Source organism: Paenibacillus sp. FSL L8-0638 (genome assembly GCF_038593075.1).
Lineage (GTDB): Bacteria > Bacillota > Bacilli > Paenibacillales > Paenibacillaceae > Paenibacillus > Paenibacillus polymyxa_D.
Genome location: NZ_CP151960.1, coordinates 133,228 through 150,086 on the forward strand (window position 1 = coordinate 133,228; position 16,859 = coordinate 150,086).

Annotated in this window: 18 protein-coding genes, 1 pseudogene and 1 riboswitch; of the genes and pseudogenes, 7 read left to right on the forward strand and 12 right to left on the reverse strand. The window is 46.3% G+C overall.

Features of this window, described 5'->3' with window-relative positions:
- Positions 1 to 121: 121 nt before the first annotated feature.
- Together MKY35_RS00515 and motA are read right to left on the reverse strand one after the other, a co-directional pair.
- A complete protein-coding gene (locus MKY35_RS00515) occupies positions 122 to 949 on the reverse strand; it encodes a flagellar motor protein MotB (protein WP_029514945.1) in 828 nt (275 codons plus the stop codon).
- The gene (motA, locus tag MKY35_RS00520; RefSeq protein WP_025723780.1) at positions 942 to 1,736 is read right to left on the reverse strand and encodes a flagellar motor stator protein MotA; all 795 of its coding nucleotides are present in this window, start codon (positions 1,734 to 1,736) and stop codon (positions 942 to 944) included. The genes MKY35_RS00515 and motA overlap by 8 nt, the downstream gene beginning before the upstream one ends.
- A gap of 187 nt (positions 1,737 to 1,923) precedes the next feature.
- On the opposite strand from motA, the gene MKY35_RS00525 reads away from it, so the two are divergent.
- Together MKY35_RS00525 and MKY35_RS00530 are read left to right on the forward strand one after the other, a co-directional pair.
- Positions 1,924 to 2,217: a hypothetical protein gene (locus MKY35_RS00525; RefSeq protein ID WP_322253037.1), complete on the forward strand. Its 294-nt coding sequence runs from the start codon at positions 1,924 to 1,926 to the stop codon at positions 2,215 to 2,217.
- 117 nt (positions 2,218 to 2,334) lie between these two features.
- The gene (locus MKY35_RS00530; protein WP_274483434.1) at positions 2,335 to 2,634 is read left to right on the forward strand and encodes a 4a-hydroxytetrahydrobiopterin dehydratase; all 300 of its coding nucleotides are present in this window, start codon (positions 2,335 to 2,337) and stop codon (positions 2,632 to 2,634) included.
- 78 nt (positions 2,635 to 2,712) lie between these two features.
- On the opposite strand, the gene MKY35_RS00535 is transcribed toward MKY35_RS00530, so the two are convergent.
- The 4 genes from MKY35_RS00535 to MKY35_RS00550 all read right to left on the reverse strand — a co-directional run bounded on the left by MKY35_RS00535 (position 2,713) and on the right by MKY35_RS00550 (position 7,293).
- Positions 2,713 to 3,219, reverse strand: coding sequence for a GNAT family N-acetyltransferase (locus MKY35_RS00535; protein ID WP_342445297.1), 507 nt, complete (start codon positions 3,217 to 3,219; stop codon positions 2,713 to 2,715).
- 302 nt (positions 3,220 to 3,521) lie between these two features.
- Complete coding sequence (locus tag MKY35_RS00540; protein ID WP_029514939.1) at positions 3,522 to 4,022, reverse strand: C40 family peptidase; 501 nt, start codon at positions 4,020 to 4,022, stop codon at positions 3,522 to 3,524.
- 5 nt (positions 4,023 to 4,027) lie between these two features.
- Positions 4,028 to 4,165, reverse strand: a riboswitch (cyclic di-AMP (ydaO/yuaA leader).
- Positions 4,166 to 4,441: 276 nt separating this feature from the next.
- Positions 4,442 to 5,269 (reverse strand): hypothetical protein, encoded by an 828-nt coding sequence (locus MKY35_RS00545; protein ID WP_342445298.1) that lies wholly within the window; start codon positions 5,267 to 5,269, stop codon positions 4,442 to 4,444.
- 11 nt (positions 5,270 to 5,280) lie between these two features.
- On the reverse strand, positions 5,281 to 7,293 hold the full coding sequence (locus MKY35_RS00550) for a M1 family metallopeptidase (RefSeq protein ID WP_069011489.1): 2,013 nt from the start codon (positions 7,291 to 7,293) through the stop codon (positions 5,281 to 5,283).
- Between the two features lie 124 nt (positions 7,294 to 7,417).
- Between MKY35_RS00550 and MKY35_RS00555 the strand changes: the two genes are divergently transcribed.
- Positions 7,418 to 7,924, forward strand: a complete 507-nt coding sequence (locus MKY35_RS00555) for a YwhD family protein (protein WP_029514934.1) — start codon at positions 7,418 to 7,420, stop codon at positions 7,922 to 7,924.
- Positions 7,925 to 8,005: 81 nt separating this feature from the next.
- On the opposite strand, the pseudogene MKY35_RS00560 reads toward MKY35_RS00555, so the two are convergent.
- Both MKY35_RS00560 and MKY35_RS00565 read right to left on the reverse strand, forming a co-directional pair.
- Positions 8,006 to 8,149: pseudogene (locus MKY35_RS00560) on the reverse strand (IS3 family transposase); the annotation flags it as partial.
- Positions 8,150 to 8,696: 547 nt separating this feature from the next.
- On the reverse strand, positions 8,697 to 8,780 hold the full coding sequence (locus MKY35_RS00565) for a putative holin-like toxin (RefSeq protein ID WP_126666916.1): 84 nt from the start codon (positions 8,778 to 8,780) through the stop codon (positions 8,697 to 8,699).
- Positions 8,781 to 9,081: 301 nt separating this feature from the next.
- On the opposite strand from MKY35_RS00565, the gene MKY35_RS00570 reads away from it, so the two are divergent.
- On the forward strand, positions 9,082 to 9,588 hold the full coding sequence (locus MKY35_RS00570) for a PTS glucose transporter subunit IIA (protein ID WP_342445299.1): 507 nt from the start codon (positions 9,082 to 9,084) through the stop codon (positions 9,586 to 9,588).
- Positions 9,589 to 9,687: 99 nt separating this feature from the next.
- Here the strand turns inward: MKY35_RS00570 and MKY35_RS00575 are convergent, their stop codons facing one another.
- Complete coding sequence (locus MKY35_RS00575; RefSeq protein ID WP_342445300.1) at positions 9,688 to 10,437, reverse strand: MBL fold metallo-hydrolase; 750 nt, start codon at positions 10,435 to 10,437, stop codon at positions 9,688 to 9,690.
- A 178-nt stretch (positions 10,438 to 10,615) separates the two neighbouring features.
- On the opposite strand from MKY35_RS00575, the gene MKY35_RS00580 reads away from it, so the two are divergent.
- Positions 10,616 to 10,978, forward strand: coding sequence for a hypothetical protein (locus MKY35_RS00580; RefSeq protein WP_342446574.1), 363 nt, complete (start codon positions 10,616 to 10,618; stop codon positions 10,976 to 10,978).
- A gap of 303 nt (positions 10,979 to 11,281) precedes the next feature.
- Here the strand turns inward: MKY35_RS00580 and MKY35_RS00585 are convergent, their stop codons facing one another.
- Both MKY35_RS00585 and MKY35_RS00590 read right to left on the reverse strand, forming a co-directional pair.
- On the reverse strand, positions 11,282 to 12,094 hold the full coding sequence (locus tag MKY35_RS00585) for a pentapeptide repeat-containing protein (protein WP_342445301.1): 813 nt from the start codon (positions 12,092 to 12,094) through the stop codon (positions 11,282 to 11,284).
- A gap of 118 nt (positions 12,095 to 12,212) precedes the next feature.
- Positions 12,213 to 12,605 (reverse strand): VOC family protein, encoded by a 393-nt coding sequence (locus tag MKY35_RS00590; RefSeq protein ID WP_029514926.1) that lies wholly within the window; start codon positions 12,603 to 12,605, stop codon positions 12,213 to 12,215.
- A gap of 118 nt (positions 12,606 to 12,723) precedes the next feature.
- Between MKY35_RS00590 and MKY35_RS00595 the strand changes: the two genes are divergently transcribed.
- Positions 12,724 to 13,773 carry a hypothetical protein gene (locus tag MKY35_RS00595; protein ID WP_342445302.1) on the forward strand — a complete coding sequence of 350 codons (1,050 nt, stop codon included), beginning with the start codon at positions 12,724 to 12,726 and terminating at the stop codon, positions 13,771 to 13,773.
- Positions 13,774 to 13,908: 135 nt separating this feature from the next.
- On the forward strand, positions 13,909 to 14,373 hold the full coding sequence (locus MKY35_RS00600) for a transporter (protein WP_342445303.1): 465 nt from the start codon (positions 13,909 to 13,911) through the stop codon (positions 14,371 to 14,373).
- 144 nt (positions 14,374 to 14,517) lie between these two features.
- Here MKY35_RS00600 and MKY35_RS00605 read toward each other — a convergent pair whose 3' ends face one another.
- The gene (locus tag MKY35_RS00605) at positions 14,518 to 16,575 is read right to left on the reverse strand and encodes a PBP1A family penicillin-binding protein (protein WP_342446575.1); all 2,058 of its coding nucleotides are present in this window, start codon (positions 16,573 to 16,575) and stop codon (positions 14,518 to 14,520) included.
- Positions 16,576 to 16,859: the final 284 nt, after the last annotated feature.

Consider the following 16,859-nt stretch of genomic DNA (forward strand, 5'->3'; position numbering starts at 1 on the left):
TGTATAGCCTAGAGCGTATGATCGTCGTATCTGAAAGGGCAAAGTACAGGAAGCACTAAACAAAGAGGCACCAGCTGCATAAAAATGCAGCGGTGCCTTTGTTCATATAACATATGCATAATCAACCTTCACTCGAGCTTGAGGTAGGACTGATGACTTGTGTCCCGTTCTGATATTTGCGGAGAACAGATATTTCAACACGACGGTTTTTAGAGCGCCCTTGACCATCTTGATTGCTTGCCAATGGACGATACTGGCCATAACCGATGGATACAAACTTGGTTGGGTCGAGATCTGGATTGAGCAACAAGATACGCAAGAAATTCAGAGAGCGCTTAGCGCTCAAATCAAAATTGGACGGGAACTGGCTGTTGGAGATCGGTACATTATCCGTGTGACCCGATACGATAACATCATAGCCAGGGAACTGCTGGAGCATACTAGAAATGGACTTGGCCAGCTTTCTTGCTTCCGGCTTTACTTCGGCCTGCCCGGATGAAAACAAGGCATTATCACTAATGGTGATCATTAGTTGCGATTGGTTTAGCTTGGTATTCAGCAACGGGGTCAGGCCGTTATTTTGAATGTATTGATCCATCTGTTTTTTAAGCTTTTTTAAATCTTCTTCTTCCCGTTGGGCCAGCTGTTTTTGCAGTTCAGAGGTAGAAGTAGCTTTCGATTTTACGGGTTGTGACACTTGTTCTTTATTTTTGCCCATATCCATGGATTGTGACGACGGATTCGCGGCTGAGTGATCCAGCACGCCAGTGCCGCCATTAAAAGCTGCACTCAGGGATTGAGCCATAGTTTCAAATTTTTTGGCGTCGAGCGAGCTCATACCGAATAAGACAATGAAAAGAGCCAACAGAAGGGTCATTAAGTCGGAATATGGCAACAGCCAGCTTTCGTCAGCATGCTCTTCATGCGGTTCATGTCTCTTTTTACTCACTGGAATCGCCATCCTTCTGGGTCATCGTAGCCCGTTCGGTCGGAGTCAGGAAGATCGTCAGTTTCTGACTGATGGCAATCGTAGATATCCCCGATTGAATGGAAAGCAGACCTTCGACCATCATTAATTTAAGCTCGACTTCTTTTTTGGATAACCGTTTGAGCTTGTTGGACATCGGATGCCACAGGACATAACCTGTAAAAATACCGAGCAACGTCGCAATGAAGGCTGCTGCAATGGCATGAGAGAGCTTTTCCATGTCACTAAGGTCGGCCAGAGCGGCGATCAGACCTACAACCGCACCGAGTACCCCGAGCGTTGGAGCGTACATACCGGCTTGGGAGAAGATCAGCGCGCCAGAGCGATGTCGATCCTCGGTAGCATTGATATCCTCCATCAGAACGTCCCGTACGAATTCCTGATCATTGCCGTCAATAATCATTCGCATGCCGCCACGCATAAAGGGATCGTCGATTTCCTCTACCTTGGATTCCAAGGCGAGCAGGCCTTCACGACGGGTAATGGATGCCCACTCGGTAAACGTACCGATGAGCTCTTTGCGGTCTAACAGTTTTTGTTCGGTGAAAATAACCTTGAACAGCTTCGGAATCCGTTTGATTTCTGCCATCGGGAAGGCCATAAATATACTCGCTGCCGTTCCGACGAAAATAATCATGTAAGCAGCGGGATTATTGACCAGGTTGACGACTGGAGCGCCTTTTAAGATCATCCCGACGACCAGTGACACAATCCCGAGCACAAGTCCGATAATGGTTGAAATTTGCATGATACACCTCATCCATGAGAATAGATTTTGAATCCTTTCATGCCGCCGGGGTCGTCCTTGCCCCAAGCGCGTCATTACAAGACGGATTATAGTATTTATCGACAAAACTCTCTTTTTTGTTAAGTGCGAATTTCCGGTATAATAAGGTGATTATGCATTGAATGGCGGAACCATTGGAGGAAATGGCATGGGAGTAAAGCATGGGCGTGAGTATGAACAAATTTTGAACGATTTGACAGACGCTGTGGGACGCATCCCAGATAGCTATGAGTTTTTTGAGATGGAAGCAGAAGATTGGGACAGGCTGGACCCGGCGGGGCGTCAGGAAGTCAATGAAGCTTTGGCTGAAGACTTATTTTATGCACTGGGTACAGAGCCCCTAATCACTGTAGGGAGTGGCGTTGTGATCTATGAGCCGGAGCAGCATCGTATCTATGTACTGATTGGAGACGAGGAGCTGACGTCAGTCCCTTTAATTTGAGGTCCGTCTTATGGAATTATCAACGGGGCCGTGGTAATATGTACACCAATATATCGTAGTTTTGGCCGTGTTTAAGCGGTCGAAAGGCTTCCGTATAAACGGGGAGGAGTTCGTAACATGCCTTTTACACAAGAAGAGATTGAGGTACATCTGGAGAAACTGGAGGGCTGGGAACTGGAGGAAGGACGTTGGATCGTCCGGAAATACAATTTTTCCAGTTTTATGAAAGGGATTGCATTCGTGGATGAAGTTGCCGCTATATCTGAAGCATTCAATCATCATCCATTTATTACGATTGATTACAAGACCGTGACTCTGCGTTTGACCTCTTGGGACGACGGCGGTATTATGGCCGTGGATATCAAGGAAGCCCAGCAATATAATGAAGCTTTTGAAAAAATGCGCAGCAGTCATTGAGTTTGTAATGATCTGTCGTATGATGATAAAAGCGCCTTCGCTATACAACATCGTGGTTGTATGCCGAAGGCGCTTTTATCATAGTACCCGGGTTGGGTGCTCGGGACGATATACCATACAATAAAACGGTTTTTTGCCATCGGGGGTCTGTCGTTCATAGGTATCTGTAAGCTCAAATCCAGCCGCCTTGTAGGCCCGGATAGCGCGCTCATTCCAAGTGAGCACTTCTAGATCAATTTCATTCTTCGGGTTGCGTCGTTGGGCTTCCTCTGCAATGGCACGGACAAAATCAGAGCCTTTGCCATGTCCGCATCTGTCAGGATGCATTCCAAGGCCTAGCCGGGTCACACCGATCATAGGAAAATATTGAGCAAATCCCATCAGCTTGTTCTCTTCATCCAGTACGGCAACATATTGCTCTTGGCGAAGCGTGGGATTTCCAAATTCGACCTCAAGCGCCTTCATTTGTTCCCAGGGGAGCCAACCGTATATGTTATAAGGTGGATCATAGCGCCACTCACAGATTGCAGCCGCTTGATGCTCGTCCATCGGTACGATCCGATAGTTGGATATTGAGGCCGGCATGTGTTCCATCCTCCTTTTACAGGTACTTCAATCATTAACAACAGATTGTAGACAAGTTGCAGGGGAATGGCAAGCGTGTTTATTTCCTACCTAAGTCGGGTATACATTCAATAAGAAGGAATTACTGCTCATATGCTCCCCCAGCGGTGACGGTAAAACCGACGATGTTCGCTAAAATTGAAACCTTTTGAGGTGTCAGTTCGTCAGTAAAGATAATCATTGCTGATGTTGTGGACATAAAAAGCCGCAATTCGATTCCGGCAGAATCAAATTGCGGCTAGAGTTAGCTTGCTGTGCGTTAGTTATTCTACGTTGTCGTCATCAGGAATATCTGAAGCTACAGAATGGTAAGCGTCTGTGCTCATAATTCTTTTTGCACCGACATAGCGGTTAGCGTAATAATTTTCGTTCAGTGAGCTAACTACTACACCACGTGAAGTCGAGGAGTGGGCAAATTTCCCTTCACCTACGAAGATACCTACATGGGAAATGCCTCTTCCTGTGGTGTTGAAGAACACCAGGTCTCCAGGTCTCATTTCATCGCGGGATACGGAAGATCCCATTTTGAATTGTGATCCAGATTGATGCGGAAGTTTAATTCCCAGTTTGTTGAATACATACATTGTGAAGCCGGAGCAATCGAATCCCTCGAGTGTAGTGCCTCCGCTTCTGTAGTTCGTTCCTTTGGCATCTTGGATGACCTGGTCCATCTTGGAGTCTGCAAATGCACTGCCGCCACCGAATGTAAAAGATGTAAAGGCAATGGCAAGACTCATAGCTGCGATCGTTAGCTTCTTCTTCAAAAAAAATATACCCCTTCCAATGCCTGCGAGGTTAGCTTAAGGATTCGGTAGAAGGTTCCCCTATGACCACTCTGTTGCGAGATCAATTCACCCAAACTGGTTCCCCCGCTTCCTAGGTGCCAGGAATTAGGCTTAACTTAAGATGTGCACCTTGGAGAGCAGTATTCACAATAACGATATTTTTGAGATAAAGGTTACAATAAAGATTACAAAGTTGTTACTATCAGTTCACTGCGATTATTGTAACAAAGTCGGCTGGCTTTGGCAAATGTTTCATTGCAAAAAGTTACAAAAAAAATCTGCTCCTAATGTCCCAGGAACAGATCTTGTTAACAGTATTCAGTTATGTGCCGTTTGCGCGGTTATGCATAAAGTTTTTTCGACAGACGGAAATGAAGTGATTAACATAAAGGAAGGGCTTAGCTTCTACTGGAGATATCGTTATGCCATAGTCTGTACTGCGAACTGATATGCCACAGCCTGGCCAGACTAGTAACAAAATGATACGATTGTTGGAGAATGAGCGCCAGCATGCCAGTCCAAATCATCGCCACGGTGCCAAATAGACCGAAGACCAGCAGCACACAAGCACCGAGCAAAAGGGATATACCGACAGCTGGGAGGAGCTGGCGAAAGAAGGCGAGCAGGGACGATAGTATGGCGTGACCACCGACAGTACCCAGTTGCATATACAGGATGCACTGCCGAATGAACCATCCGTAAGCCATCCACCCCATGGCATAGGGCAACAAGTGCAGCAGGTAAGAGGGAGATTGAAGCGTACCTGCTACAATAGGGTAGAGTCTCGGTACTATCCAAAAGGCGGGAAGCAGCAGCAGTCCCAACTCAATGGTGTAATACAACAGCGACGACATGCCATGGCGTTTCATACCCTTGAAAAAGGACAGGCTTTGCGGTTCAGTCGCATCGGTATGCAGACTTTGATATATTCCGGCTCTAATGAAGGGAGTGATCAGTATGCGTAGTACAGTCGCCCCTAGTAGTATCCACAAATACACATGTACTTCCCGGCTGTCCATCAGAGCAATCTGGCTCTCCATCCAAAACAAGGTCTGTCCCAGCTCGTTTTGACCCTGATCAGGATAACGGAGTAGTAGCGGGATAACGGCAGATTGTACCAGCCGATAGAGAAATACCCCCCACAGTAATCGATACAAAAATAAAATGATAACGATATAAAATCGTATGCGCACCAGCGCCCAGCCCTCTTTTATAACAGTCCGCATCTATAGACACCTCACCATGACAGACTTCCAAGCAGTGTCTCCAACAGCTTGGTTACACTTATACTCCAACGGGTTTGTTGCTTTTCGTCCAATTCGGCTTTTAGGGTATTGTTAATATGCTTGTTCTCCAGTGCAATGGTATATAGGGGATCAAGGGTTACATAGGAAACGGGAGAAGTACTTTTGATCCGAAAAGTTGTGCTTTTGCCCGCACCGTCCCAAGCCTTGAATTTCGTGGTTCCATCCTTGAAGGTAAATTGGACAGGGATCTTGGGATAATCCGCCCCTTTTTTGCTGACCGTCACGACTGCTTCATATCCATTCTCCAGCTTGTGGTTTGTGATGTGATCCACTGAAAAGTCCGCCATCTGGCCGTCATATACATACTGTTCAAAATAGTGGCTCCATGAGCGTCCGGTGACTCTCTCCACGATACGTTGAAAATCCTGTGAGGACGGATGCTTAAATCGGTACGTCTGGACGTAGGTCCGCATAATGCGATCCATTTTTTTCATACCCACCTGACGTTCAATGCCCCGTAGTACCAGCTTGCCTCGAGAGTAGGCATTTTGCGCGTACTCAGCAGCCGAGCCGTACTTCCATGACTCACGGTTTAGCGGCTGTGGGGAGGATACCTGTCCCGATTGTAATGGCAAGTTGGGGGTGAGCCCATATTCTTGCTCCATAAGTCGCTCCTCTGCATAGGAGGTGAAGCCTTCATCCAGCCACGGCTCCTCAAATTCATTATTGGCTACCATTCCATAGAAATATTGATGTCCAATCTCATGAACTAATGTCCGTTCCAGACTATAGCCAGGATTGAGATTACCCGCAGCAGCGGCCGTGATGAGTGTCGGATACTCCATGCCGCCAGCTCCATTGCCTGATTTGGGTGGAACCACGATGGACAGGGTGGAATATGGATAAGGCCCGTACCATTTGCTGTAGTACAAAAGAGCGGCCTTCGCTGCGCTCATATAGCGTCCTTTGAGCTCCTTGTGCGATGGGTCAAGGTAGAGCTTGATTTTGACACCAGGGACTTCAGCAGAAGAAAAGGGTTCTTCTACGGCTACAAAGTTGGGTGAAGCGGACCAGGCAAAATCGTGTACATCGTCGGCATAAAATTGATATATTTTTTGGCCGTTCTGTCGGACGGCACCACGGGTGGGAAATCCGGTCGCTGCTACGATATGAGTTTCAGGCACCCGAATCCGTACGCTGTAAATTCCAAAATCGGCATAAAACTCGGAGTTACCATGATACTGGTGGAGGTTCCAGCCCTCCTCGGCGCGTCCACGCTGCCCTGCAGTCTCGTAGACACTGAGCTTCGGGAACCACTGTCCTGCCATTACAAAATCATCTGTCCCACCCATACGAGCAAAGATAGCAGGCAGTTTTACCTCAAACTTCATATATAATGTGATTTCTTCGCCACCTCGTACCGGCTTGGGTAGACGCACCTTCATGAGCGAACGGTCGCCTGCGTTACCGTCATCTGGCTGCACATATTGGATGCGATGCATGAGGGATAAACCGTCTTCTGTTTTTAGTTCAGTCAGCGTCATAGAGCCAAAGCCGTCTTTGGGCATGGTGTCTCCGCGCAGCTTTCCACCGGATTCCTTCATAAAGGTGGTTTCCATGGAAGAGAAGGCGTTCGGGTATAGATGAAGATACAGATCATTCACGGTTTTCTTGCCCGGATGTTTCCAGGTCAGTGTCTCAGTGCCTCGCAAAACCTGTCCCTTTTCCAGAGATACATCAATGTGGTACTCTACCACCCGTTTGCTGAGGATTTCTGTAGCGGGTTGTGGAGGGTTCTTGGGCAGGTCAGGCAGGATGTTTGCCCCTAGAGGCTTGCCCACATTTGGGGCAAGCGCAGACTCAGACAGGGAGCCGTATAGTGGTTGGCCTATGGACTGCGGGTCGGATTGCGATTGGGGCTGCCAGGCAAACCATAACGTCCCTGCGAGGAGACCGAGGGCTAGTGTAGACAATAAAACGATTTTAGTGCGTGCTGGGGTCATACAATGGATACCTCCCGTTGACAAGCATCTACAGCATGTATATGTTTGCTTTCAGGAGATTATTAGTTAAAATATTTATAGTGTAGAATGAGTGTGAAGACGGAAAATGGAGGTCTAGTGACGCATGAGTGAAAATCAGCCGGACGGCAAAAAACAGATTGCACTGAACATTGTCAGTGGCAAGAGTAAACATAAGGGTTTCGGCGCAGGCTCAATTGACCTGAACAGCATGTCACCGGTCATCATTGACCGAGGAGAGGCGAAAATTGATATCGGTGCCATGCATGCCAAAAGTAAAGTAGAACGTGGTATCAAGTTCTCTACGAATAAAGAGGACGTACCGAACGGACGCCAGGTATGGCTCGTATGGGTAGCTGTGGACCGTACAGCCGAAGGACGTATGTACGGCGGTGCCACCGCCTGCGAGATGCTGATTGACGACGAAGCCAAACGCGGCTGGAAAATCCTCGCCGATCACGTCAATCGTATGGATTACGCGCTCAAGCGTCGTTTCATGCTGGAGGATCTCGGCAGCGAAGATAAGGCAGCGCTCAAAAGCCTGCTCATTTCGCATAACGAGGAATGGTGGGACGCTTCGCCTGAGGAATTGAAGCAGGCGCTGGAAGGGTAGGCCCAGCATTAACGCAGTAATAATATTGTAAAAAAAGCAGCCACATCTGTGAAGTGACCCCTTAAAGTTAGACAACTATTTTTATGCAACCAGTTGGGCATGAGCTCGGTATTGTACCGGGCTCATGCCTTTTAATTTTGACTTGATGCGCTTGTGATTGTAGTAATTAATATATTGTTCTAGTTCTTGCTTGAAGTGATCTACACTTTAGAAGATTGAAATATAATAATTCTAGTCGTGTGCGAATAAGTGATTCAATTAGTACATCTGAGGAATATATCATAATGTACATAACTACTTTTTATTAACTTTATATAGTTGCTATGGGACCCTTCAGAGTGAGTGTTAAGCTATTTTTAACTTCTGAAAGTTAATAAGTGGACTTATGGGGGATAAAATAAATATATCAAATATAGGAGGGAAATAATTTGATGAGTGTAATGTTCGAGAGCTTATGGCTGAACACCGAATAGATGATATCACGGAGCTGATGATTTTATCAGGACTTAGCACCTTATTTAAGCTTTGAGATACCTTTAATTGTAAGCTTTAAGACCTCATAGAATATGTACCGGACAAGTAAAATAGCAGAGGAAATCAGTAAATATTTGAAGAAAAAAACTGTATTTACGTTATAAAATGAGCTATACTGAGGTAAGAATAGTAAAGGAGTCGTGCGTCAAAACGACTCCAGCATACAACAACTGCATAAAGAGCAGTCGGCCGGGTAAGATGAGGTCGGATATAGACCGTATTCCTTAGTCAGAGCGGTCTATTTCTTTTTCACGTAGGTAAGCAATGCCAGAATGAACATGCCAAACATGATCATCAAGGAAATCGCGTCTTTAACCTCCATGGGCATCACCTCCCTTTGGGGAGACTAGCCGACCGCCCTTTTAGCCGTATGTTGTACTAGCAAAGTATACCATAAAAATATCGCTTTTAAGAGTGGAATTACTTAAATACGTAATTGTGATAACAAATGACCCGACTAAGATAAACATCATCGTCTTGACATCGTGGAAAGGCATTCACTATAATTCAGATAGAAATCGCTTCCACTCTCCTTTTTATTTTGTGGAACCGGTTCCTAAAAGAGTGTAGTTAAGTCCTATTCACTGTTTATGAATGTAATCTCAAAATAAGGTGGCATCGTTATGTTTAAATGGTTGAAAAAGAAGGCGGCTCCTCGTATTGAAGAATTCGACATGGTAGCACCAATCAAAGGAAAGGTGGTTTCCCTTGAAGAGGTTCCAGATCCTGCGTTCTCTACGAAAGCTATGGGGGATGGCATCGCTATTCATCCTTCTGAGGGCAGGGTCATCGCTCCTTTCGCGGGAAAAGTTGCCCATGTTATGGAGAAAAGTAAGCATGCTCTGATTATTGAGCATGAATCCGGAGTACAAATCTTGATCCATGTTGGGATTAATACCGTCTCCCTCAAAGGACAGGGCTTTAATCCTCATGTACAAGCAGGAGATAGCATTAAAGCGGGCCAATTACTAATGGAGTTTGATCTAGACGCGATTCAACAGGGTGGATTCCCTGTAATTACGCCGGTAATTGTTCCAGACGGGCAAGAGATGATCAGTCATGTGGAAATCTTGGAAGATACATCTGCCTCTTCAGAAGTACCCGTATTAAGAGTTCACTTAAAAGCCTAGCTCTCATTCAAAAAAGACTAATCAGGAATTCCTGGTTAGTCTTTTCTTTAGATGATTCGCTGACTGGTCAAGGGACTGGTATGAACATGTGATCAAATGCTAGGATTCACATATTTCAGATATCCGCTGATTACAATTGCCTTCGTACAGCCCTCCATGAAAGCAAATCACTTTTTTGATATCATATGTCAGCAGGTTTTTAAGAGATTCTTTGGCCATATTGAAATCACAGCAGTATTGCGGGTCTGGAGCCAGTAATTTGCCGCTTACCACACGTAGAGCATCTCCTGCAATCAGGGTTTGACTGGATTTATGATAGAAACTTAGATGTCCTGGTGTATGTCCAGCAGTATCTATAACTACGATCCCCCCACAGAAGGGCAGTTCCTCTCCGGCAACGATGGTAGAGTCTACAATAGCCTTTGGGGGATTTTCAAGTGTACACCGGAATGCATGTCTCCACTCTACCGGAACGGATTCGGGCATTGAGCTTACAGCTTGATCTATTGCTTCTGGAGTCAGCTTTATAAGCTGTTTTTCTCCCTGTATATAAGGCTTTTCGATAGAACTGGCTAATACTTGAACTGGGGATGAAGAGGCTCGGATTATATCTGCTAAACTGCCGATATGATCAAGATCCTGGTGTGTTATTAATATGAAGGTAAGTTTATGGATTGCTAATCCGGTGCCTAGAATAGCCTCATGCAAAAGTGAGAGTTGCCCGGGGTAAGCCGTATCAACTAAAATCATGTTATCTTCGTCCCACATTAAAGTGGGGTGAATACTCTCTATACTTCCCATAATGTTAGCAGAAACCTGGAGCATGTGTATTCCCTTGTCTAATTGCATCGAATCCCTCCCATAAGAGTTGATGTAATACAAAGGAATCGTATCATAAAATATAAATATGTAAACCTATATTATATCATAAAAATAATTATTTGTAAATATATAAAATTCTAACTTTGTGTGACAATATTGCACGTTCACCATAAGTGCAGAATGGAATCGAAAGGGGAGGCGCATGTTGAAGGCAAACCGTTTTCTAGAATTAGAAAAGGCGTTGTTTCAGGCTTGGTCTTTGGAGTCTAGCTCTAAATGGACAGTAAACAATCCTGCGGCTGGACAATGTGGTGTCACAGCGCTTGTCGTTCAGGACAGGCTTGGCGGCGATATTTTGAGGACATGGCTGGATAGTGGTTGGCATTATTACAACCGCATTGGTGAGGACATTATAGATTTTACGAGGTCGCAATTTTCAATCTCTCCACAGTATCAGGATGTATACTCCAACCGGGAGGAAGCTTTTTCGGACACCAATGCAGGGCAGTATGCAGCCTTAAGTCGAAGGCTAAAGGAATTTCTGAACGAAGAAGTATCCAAGGTCTAAATCTGGATGCAGTCATAAAGACGTGATTTTTGAACCTGATCCAATGGAAGGTACTTTTTGTTGCCCAATATACATTAAAGAGCTGAGTAATCAGTAAAATTCTTGAAGATAAAAGCTGTATTTACGTTATAAAATGAGCTATACTGAGGTAAGAATAGTAAGGAGTCGTGCGCCAACACGACTCCAGTGTACAACCACTGCTTAAAGAGCAGTCGGCAGTAGGGTCAACAATAGACCGTTACCTTTATGGGGGGCGGTCTATTTCTTTTTCATGTAGGTAAGCAATGTTTCTTTAGAAAAAATCTAATTTAGCCAATGGTTTGGAATGCTTAGAGAAGGGGGCAGTTTGGTTTTACAATTGCCCTTAGCCGAATTTAATTGCGCCTGTGTAAGAAAGATACTTCCTTCCAGATTAGCCCCACTTAAATCAGCATCTCTAAAATCCGTACCGATCAAGTCTGTCATTCTCAGGTCAGCCTCTCGCAAATCAGCAGCAATAAGTAAAACTCCTCTCAGGTTGGTACCTCTAAGATTAGCGCCTCTTAAATTAGCCCCGATAAGGTCTCTACTTCTGATTTTTTTACTATATTTATTGTGCTCTATGTTTTTCTTAACTTTTTCTCGTACTAACTCACTTGTTTGTAAAAGTAAATCATTGACTAACGCCCTATGGGTTGGTACGTGAAGATCTATGAGGGATTTTGGATCTTGATCCGTAAGCTGCTCGGTTTTCGCCATAGCTTTTTGTAAGTCTGTATAGATGGGATGAGTTTCTTTTAAGTTAAGGGCTTCATTTAGGTAATAAAGCATTTCATGAAGCTGTTGCATGATGGGAAATATATTGAACATTTCCTCAGCTATTGCCGGATCGTCCCGCCAACTTTTTCCGCTGTATGTAACTTGGGAAATTTTTTGACCTGCTCCAAAGCAATCATATACCGTACAGCCTCGCAAGCCGTTATTTCTTAGGTTCTTATGAATATCACAACGATAATCCGCATTTAGGTTTTGACAAGGAGTTCCTCCATCCTTATTAAAAGCAAAATCAGCTGATTTTGCATAAGGCAAGGCTACACAGCATAAACCAAAACATTGTTCACAATTTGCACTATACAATAAACACACATCCTTTTATTGGCACCTATTAAATATAATATTACCAAAAAAAGATGGAGCATGGTCTATTGTTTTTCTATAGACTTCTAGAGTCTGCTGGATCGTTTAGAGAAGAAATTTAGTCTTTTGCCAAATTTAATTGCCATGAAACACCGTATTTGTCTTCAACCCAGCCAAATTGTTGGCTTACGGGCGAGGCTTCAAGGGGCATTAGAACTCGGCCTTCCTGAGATAGCTGACCAAACACACGATGAATTTCTTCTTCCGAATCACAAGTGACGAATAGCGATAGAGCTGGGGTAAAAGGGTGTTTGTCCTGATGGTTATAGTCTATAGCCATAAAGGTTTGCCCTTTGAGGTTGAATACGGCATGTAACACGGTCCCATCTTCCTGATGGAAAATGCTCATGATACCAGACGGCTTAAAGACAGAGGTATAATATTGCATGGCTTCTTCTGCTTGACCAGAGAACATGAAAAATGTTGTAATTTTTGGATTGGAATCATGCATGAGATCAACTCCCTAGACTGGATCGTAGATGGTAATATCTTTCCTCTTTTTTAATAGAAATATTCAGCATTAGAGAATTGCTTTATGAAGACGTACACACGTGAAAGGAGAAAACAGGATGATGGACGCGACAGCAAGACTTATGGATATGTTCGGCTCAGGCAAGAAGCTGGACGCCAGCATCATTTCCGCCTATACGGATGTGGTTGCCCAATATGGGACAGTGGAGGATGCTTGGGAGTTATACAGGCTTTTTGTAGAAGCTCCCCATCATTATATTAGGGGGTTACTCCTCCAGCCGATCATGAGATGCGGGGATATTACTTTGGCGCAGGATATGTACGAGCGCTACGTCCGAAATCAGGCATCCCCAGAACATATACCTGACGGTGTGCTGTATGTGCTAGGTTATTTGGGTTATGTGGAGGCTACTGCTGATCTTGTCGCTTTGGTGAACGGACCGTATGGAGCTGTGTCTGTGGATGCCTGTTTGGGACTGGTACATCTTCCATGCGAACCGTATCGTGAGAAACTGGCGGCTGAATTGGAAAAAGTGTTGGATCAAAATTTGTTTAATGAATTCTTACCTCTGCTAAGCTTCAAATGCACTACTGAAGATATGATTCCGCGATTGGTGCATTGGGGAGAGCAACATGCTTCCGTAGACTGTAATGCAGGAATTATTGCTGGAATCGCATTGTTTGGAGAAGGACAGAAGGATACGATTCGCTCTATCCTGTGGAATCCGTTTTGGGAGGCTCATGGAACGGCTACAGGCAGTTGTGTGTGGTCTTATTTTGCTATGCAGCATGTAGGGTTAACCTTTAGGGAGCTTGTTCAGGATATAAAAAGCTACGATGCATCCAAAGGAAATGTACAGGCATTGGAATACCGTTTGGACGTGCTATATGAGATGTTGGAACTCAAGCTAAGCTATACAGCCCGACCGATCCGGTTCGCTCGCAGCAATGAGGAATCATTTGGTCAGCTCTATAGCGATTTATTTAGCTGGTCCACAGAGCATAAGGATGACTCTATGATAGGCTGGATGAACGACAATTTAGGGTATAAGCATCGGCTGCTGGAACAGTATGATGAGCTCAGGAAACGAGTCGAGATTAAAATGATACATGAAATTGAGCTGGAGCATGTTCAAAAAGGAAGTTAATCGTATCAGGAAATAAGAATTTTTGATGTAAAAGGACGAAATAACGGAGTTCGGCGGCGATATGGGGATTCGCCCAGTCCGCGGGCTGATGTCCCGCATAGGATACATCAGCCTAGAACACAAGGAGTGAAACACATGTCTTTACTGCCACAAGTTCCTTTCGGAACGCAACCGGGTACTCCAGGTCCATTCACGCCGTCAAGTCCTTCGATTCCACAATTTCCTGATATGCAGGATTCGTTTCCATCTCCGGTAGGTCCGCCACCAGGCCCAGGGTCATTTTCGCCACAGCCGTTCTCACCACCGCCGCAGGGGCCATTCGGTCCCCAAGGTGGGCAGCAAACTCAAGCACCAACTTCCCCACCACCGCAATTTACGCCACCGAAGCCGCTGGTTTCGGCGTATGCGGTTGACCCTGGAGCCATTTTCGGCTGCTTGTTCCGCAACACGTTTGTATGGCTGACGAACGGAGAGCGTTTCTGGATGTACCCTGTCTTTGTAGGCAGGACATCCGTAGCGGGTTTTCGGTGGAGTGGCCGCTTTTGGTTTTATTATGGAGTAGACACCAACCGTATTGAGTCGTTTAGCTGTTATTGGTAATAGCGCAGCTGTAGGGAAGAGCGGGGTTTAACGGGATGGTGGCTGATAGCACTGGCAAGAGAGGTAATGGGCACATGAGGTAAGTGAAGCGAAAATAAAAAGACTGAGAGAGCGCTCATCGCGTTCCCCCAGTCTTTTTTGCTATTAATCCATCCACCAACGTTTAAAATTGCCCCACCATGATTTCTTTTCGGCTTGTCGCTCCGCTTGGTCGGTTGGTGTGGATGTCGGTGGATCACTTTGCCCTGATAGCGTCTCCTTCGGCTCCGTGCCGCTGACGAATACCTCCAGCCGCTTATCCGGGCTGTCCGGTGCAGCCAGTTTGCCGCTGGCCGGATCAATATAAGCGCTGACTACGCCGTCAGGGATTGGGAAGATTTTGGGCGGCACATTCTCCAGCGCTTTCTCCGTATATTGCGCAAAAATCGGAGCCGCCCGTCGGGCATCCTGTGTGCTGATGTCCTTGCCCTTGTCATAGCCGACCCAGACAGCGGTGGACAGCTCGGGGGTAAAGCCGACCATCCACGCATCGGTGTTGGTCGTGCCGCTCTTGCCGGCAACCGGGCGCTTGATCAGCTTCGCGACCCGGTTGCCGGTGCCGCCTTCCTCGAACACGCCTTCCATAAGGCGTGTGAGGACGTAGGCGGAGGCGGGCTTCACCACCTGCACGGGCGCGGCTTGGGGCGCTTCGTACAGCGATCGCCCGGCAGCATCGGTGATGCGCAGCACTGCCACCGGAGCCACCTTTTGCCCGCCGCTGCCGATGACCGAGAAGGCCGAGGCCATCTCGAACGGGCTGACGGGCGACACACCCAGCGCTAGCGAAGGTACGGGCTTGAGCTCGCTTGTAATGCCCATTTTGCTGGCGAGATCCATGACCTTATCCGTTCCCACCTTCAAAATGGTGCTTACGGCATAGATATTATCGGACGCCGCAATTGCGCGCCGAAGATCTATTTCGCCCAAATATTTGTCTCCAAAATTTTTGGGCTTATAGGTCTTGCGATTGTTATCGTAGTGGAACAACGTCGGTCGGCTTTCGAACTTGGACGTACTCGTCAATTCGCCGGAATCCAGTGCGCTTAGATACATAATCGGCTTGAAGGAGGAGCCTGGCTGCCGGGTTGTGGCCAGCGCATGATTATATTGATTCCCGACATAGTTCGTTCCGCCGACCATGGCCTTGACATGCCCGTTGCGCGGGTCCATGGAGATTAACGCGGTTTCTAGTCCGTTGCTGTTCTTCATGCCTTCGTTTACAGCCGCCTCGGCTGCTTGCTGCATGTGCATGTCCAGCGTGGTATAAATACTCAGGCCGCCATGCTCAAGCACCCCTTCGCTAATCCCGAGCTGATGTGTCACCAACTGGCGGACGTAATCGCGGAACCAGGGAGCGGTTTCCACTGTCCGACGCTGGCTCTCGGGCCGCAGGGCTAACATTTCCTCATAGGCCTTGGTGGCCTCAGCCGGTGTAATTTTGCCGATAAGCGCCATGGAGTCCAGAACAATTTTCTGCCGATCCTTTGCATTTTTCATATGATTATACGGTGAATAGTAGGTTGGCCCTTTCGGAATACCTGCTAACAGGGCGCTTTCGGCCAAGTCCAGATCCTTTGCGGATTTACCGAAATACATTTGCGAAGCTGCTTCAATGCCATAGGCGCCGTGACCATAGTAAATTTCGTTCAAATACATTTGTAGCAGCTCATTTTTGGTGTACTTCATTTCAAGCTGTGCGGTATAGATAGCCTCCTTGGCCTTGCGCGTCCACGTTTTCTCATGAGATAAGTATAGATTGCGTGCAAGCTGCTGAGTCAGCGTGCTGGCCCCTTGCGACATATCCCAGCGGGTCAGATTAACGATTACCGCCCGGCCCAGACCTTTGAAATCAAAGCCAAAATGATCGTAAAACTTCCGATCTTCCACAGCCAGGGTAGCTGCAATCAAATCGGGTGAAATGTGATCAAGCTGGACCGGAATGGATTCTTTGCCTCCAGCAGAGAAAGTGGCGATGACTTGCCCCTGACTATCGAGCAGACGTGAATTCCGATCCGTATCCGCGAGCGGAAGGCTGGTCGTGTACAAATAGGCGAGCAGGATGCAGGCGGCGATGACCGTTAGAATCGTGAGAGACATCAGTCCTTGAAACAATCGAAGCCAAAGCGGTTTACGCTTGGGGGATCGTCCGGTCGTATCGGTCATCATGCCACCTCCTTCCATAGTTGATGTTCTCAGTATAGTCAATCCGAAAGCGTCTATTCATCAGATGCACATACGTATCTATTTTAAAAACAAGATTAAATCTTCAAATTGCCTTTGAAGCCCATTCAGGTATCGCTTATAATGCAAAAAGTGTGAAAATCCAATGTGTTTGGTACAATAAATATAGCAAACTTGGCGTTTGCGTGTTACTGATATAAGGAAAGTCAATGTTTATGCTACCGGATTGCCGGACACATACTTTGATCAGAAAGAAGGTTGGAATG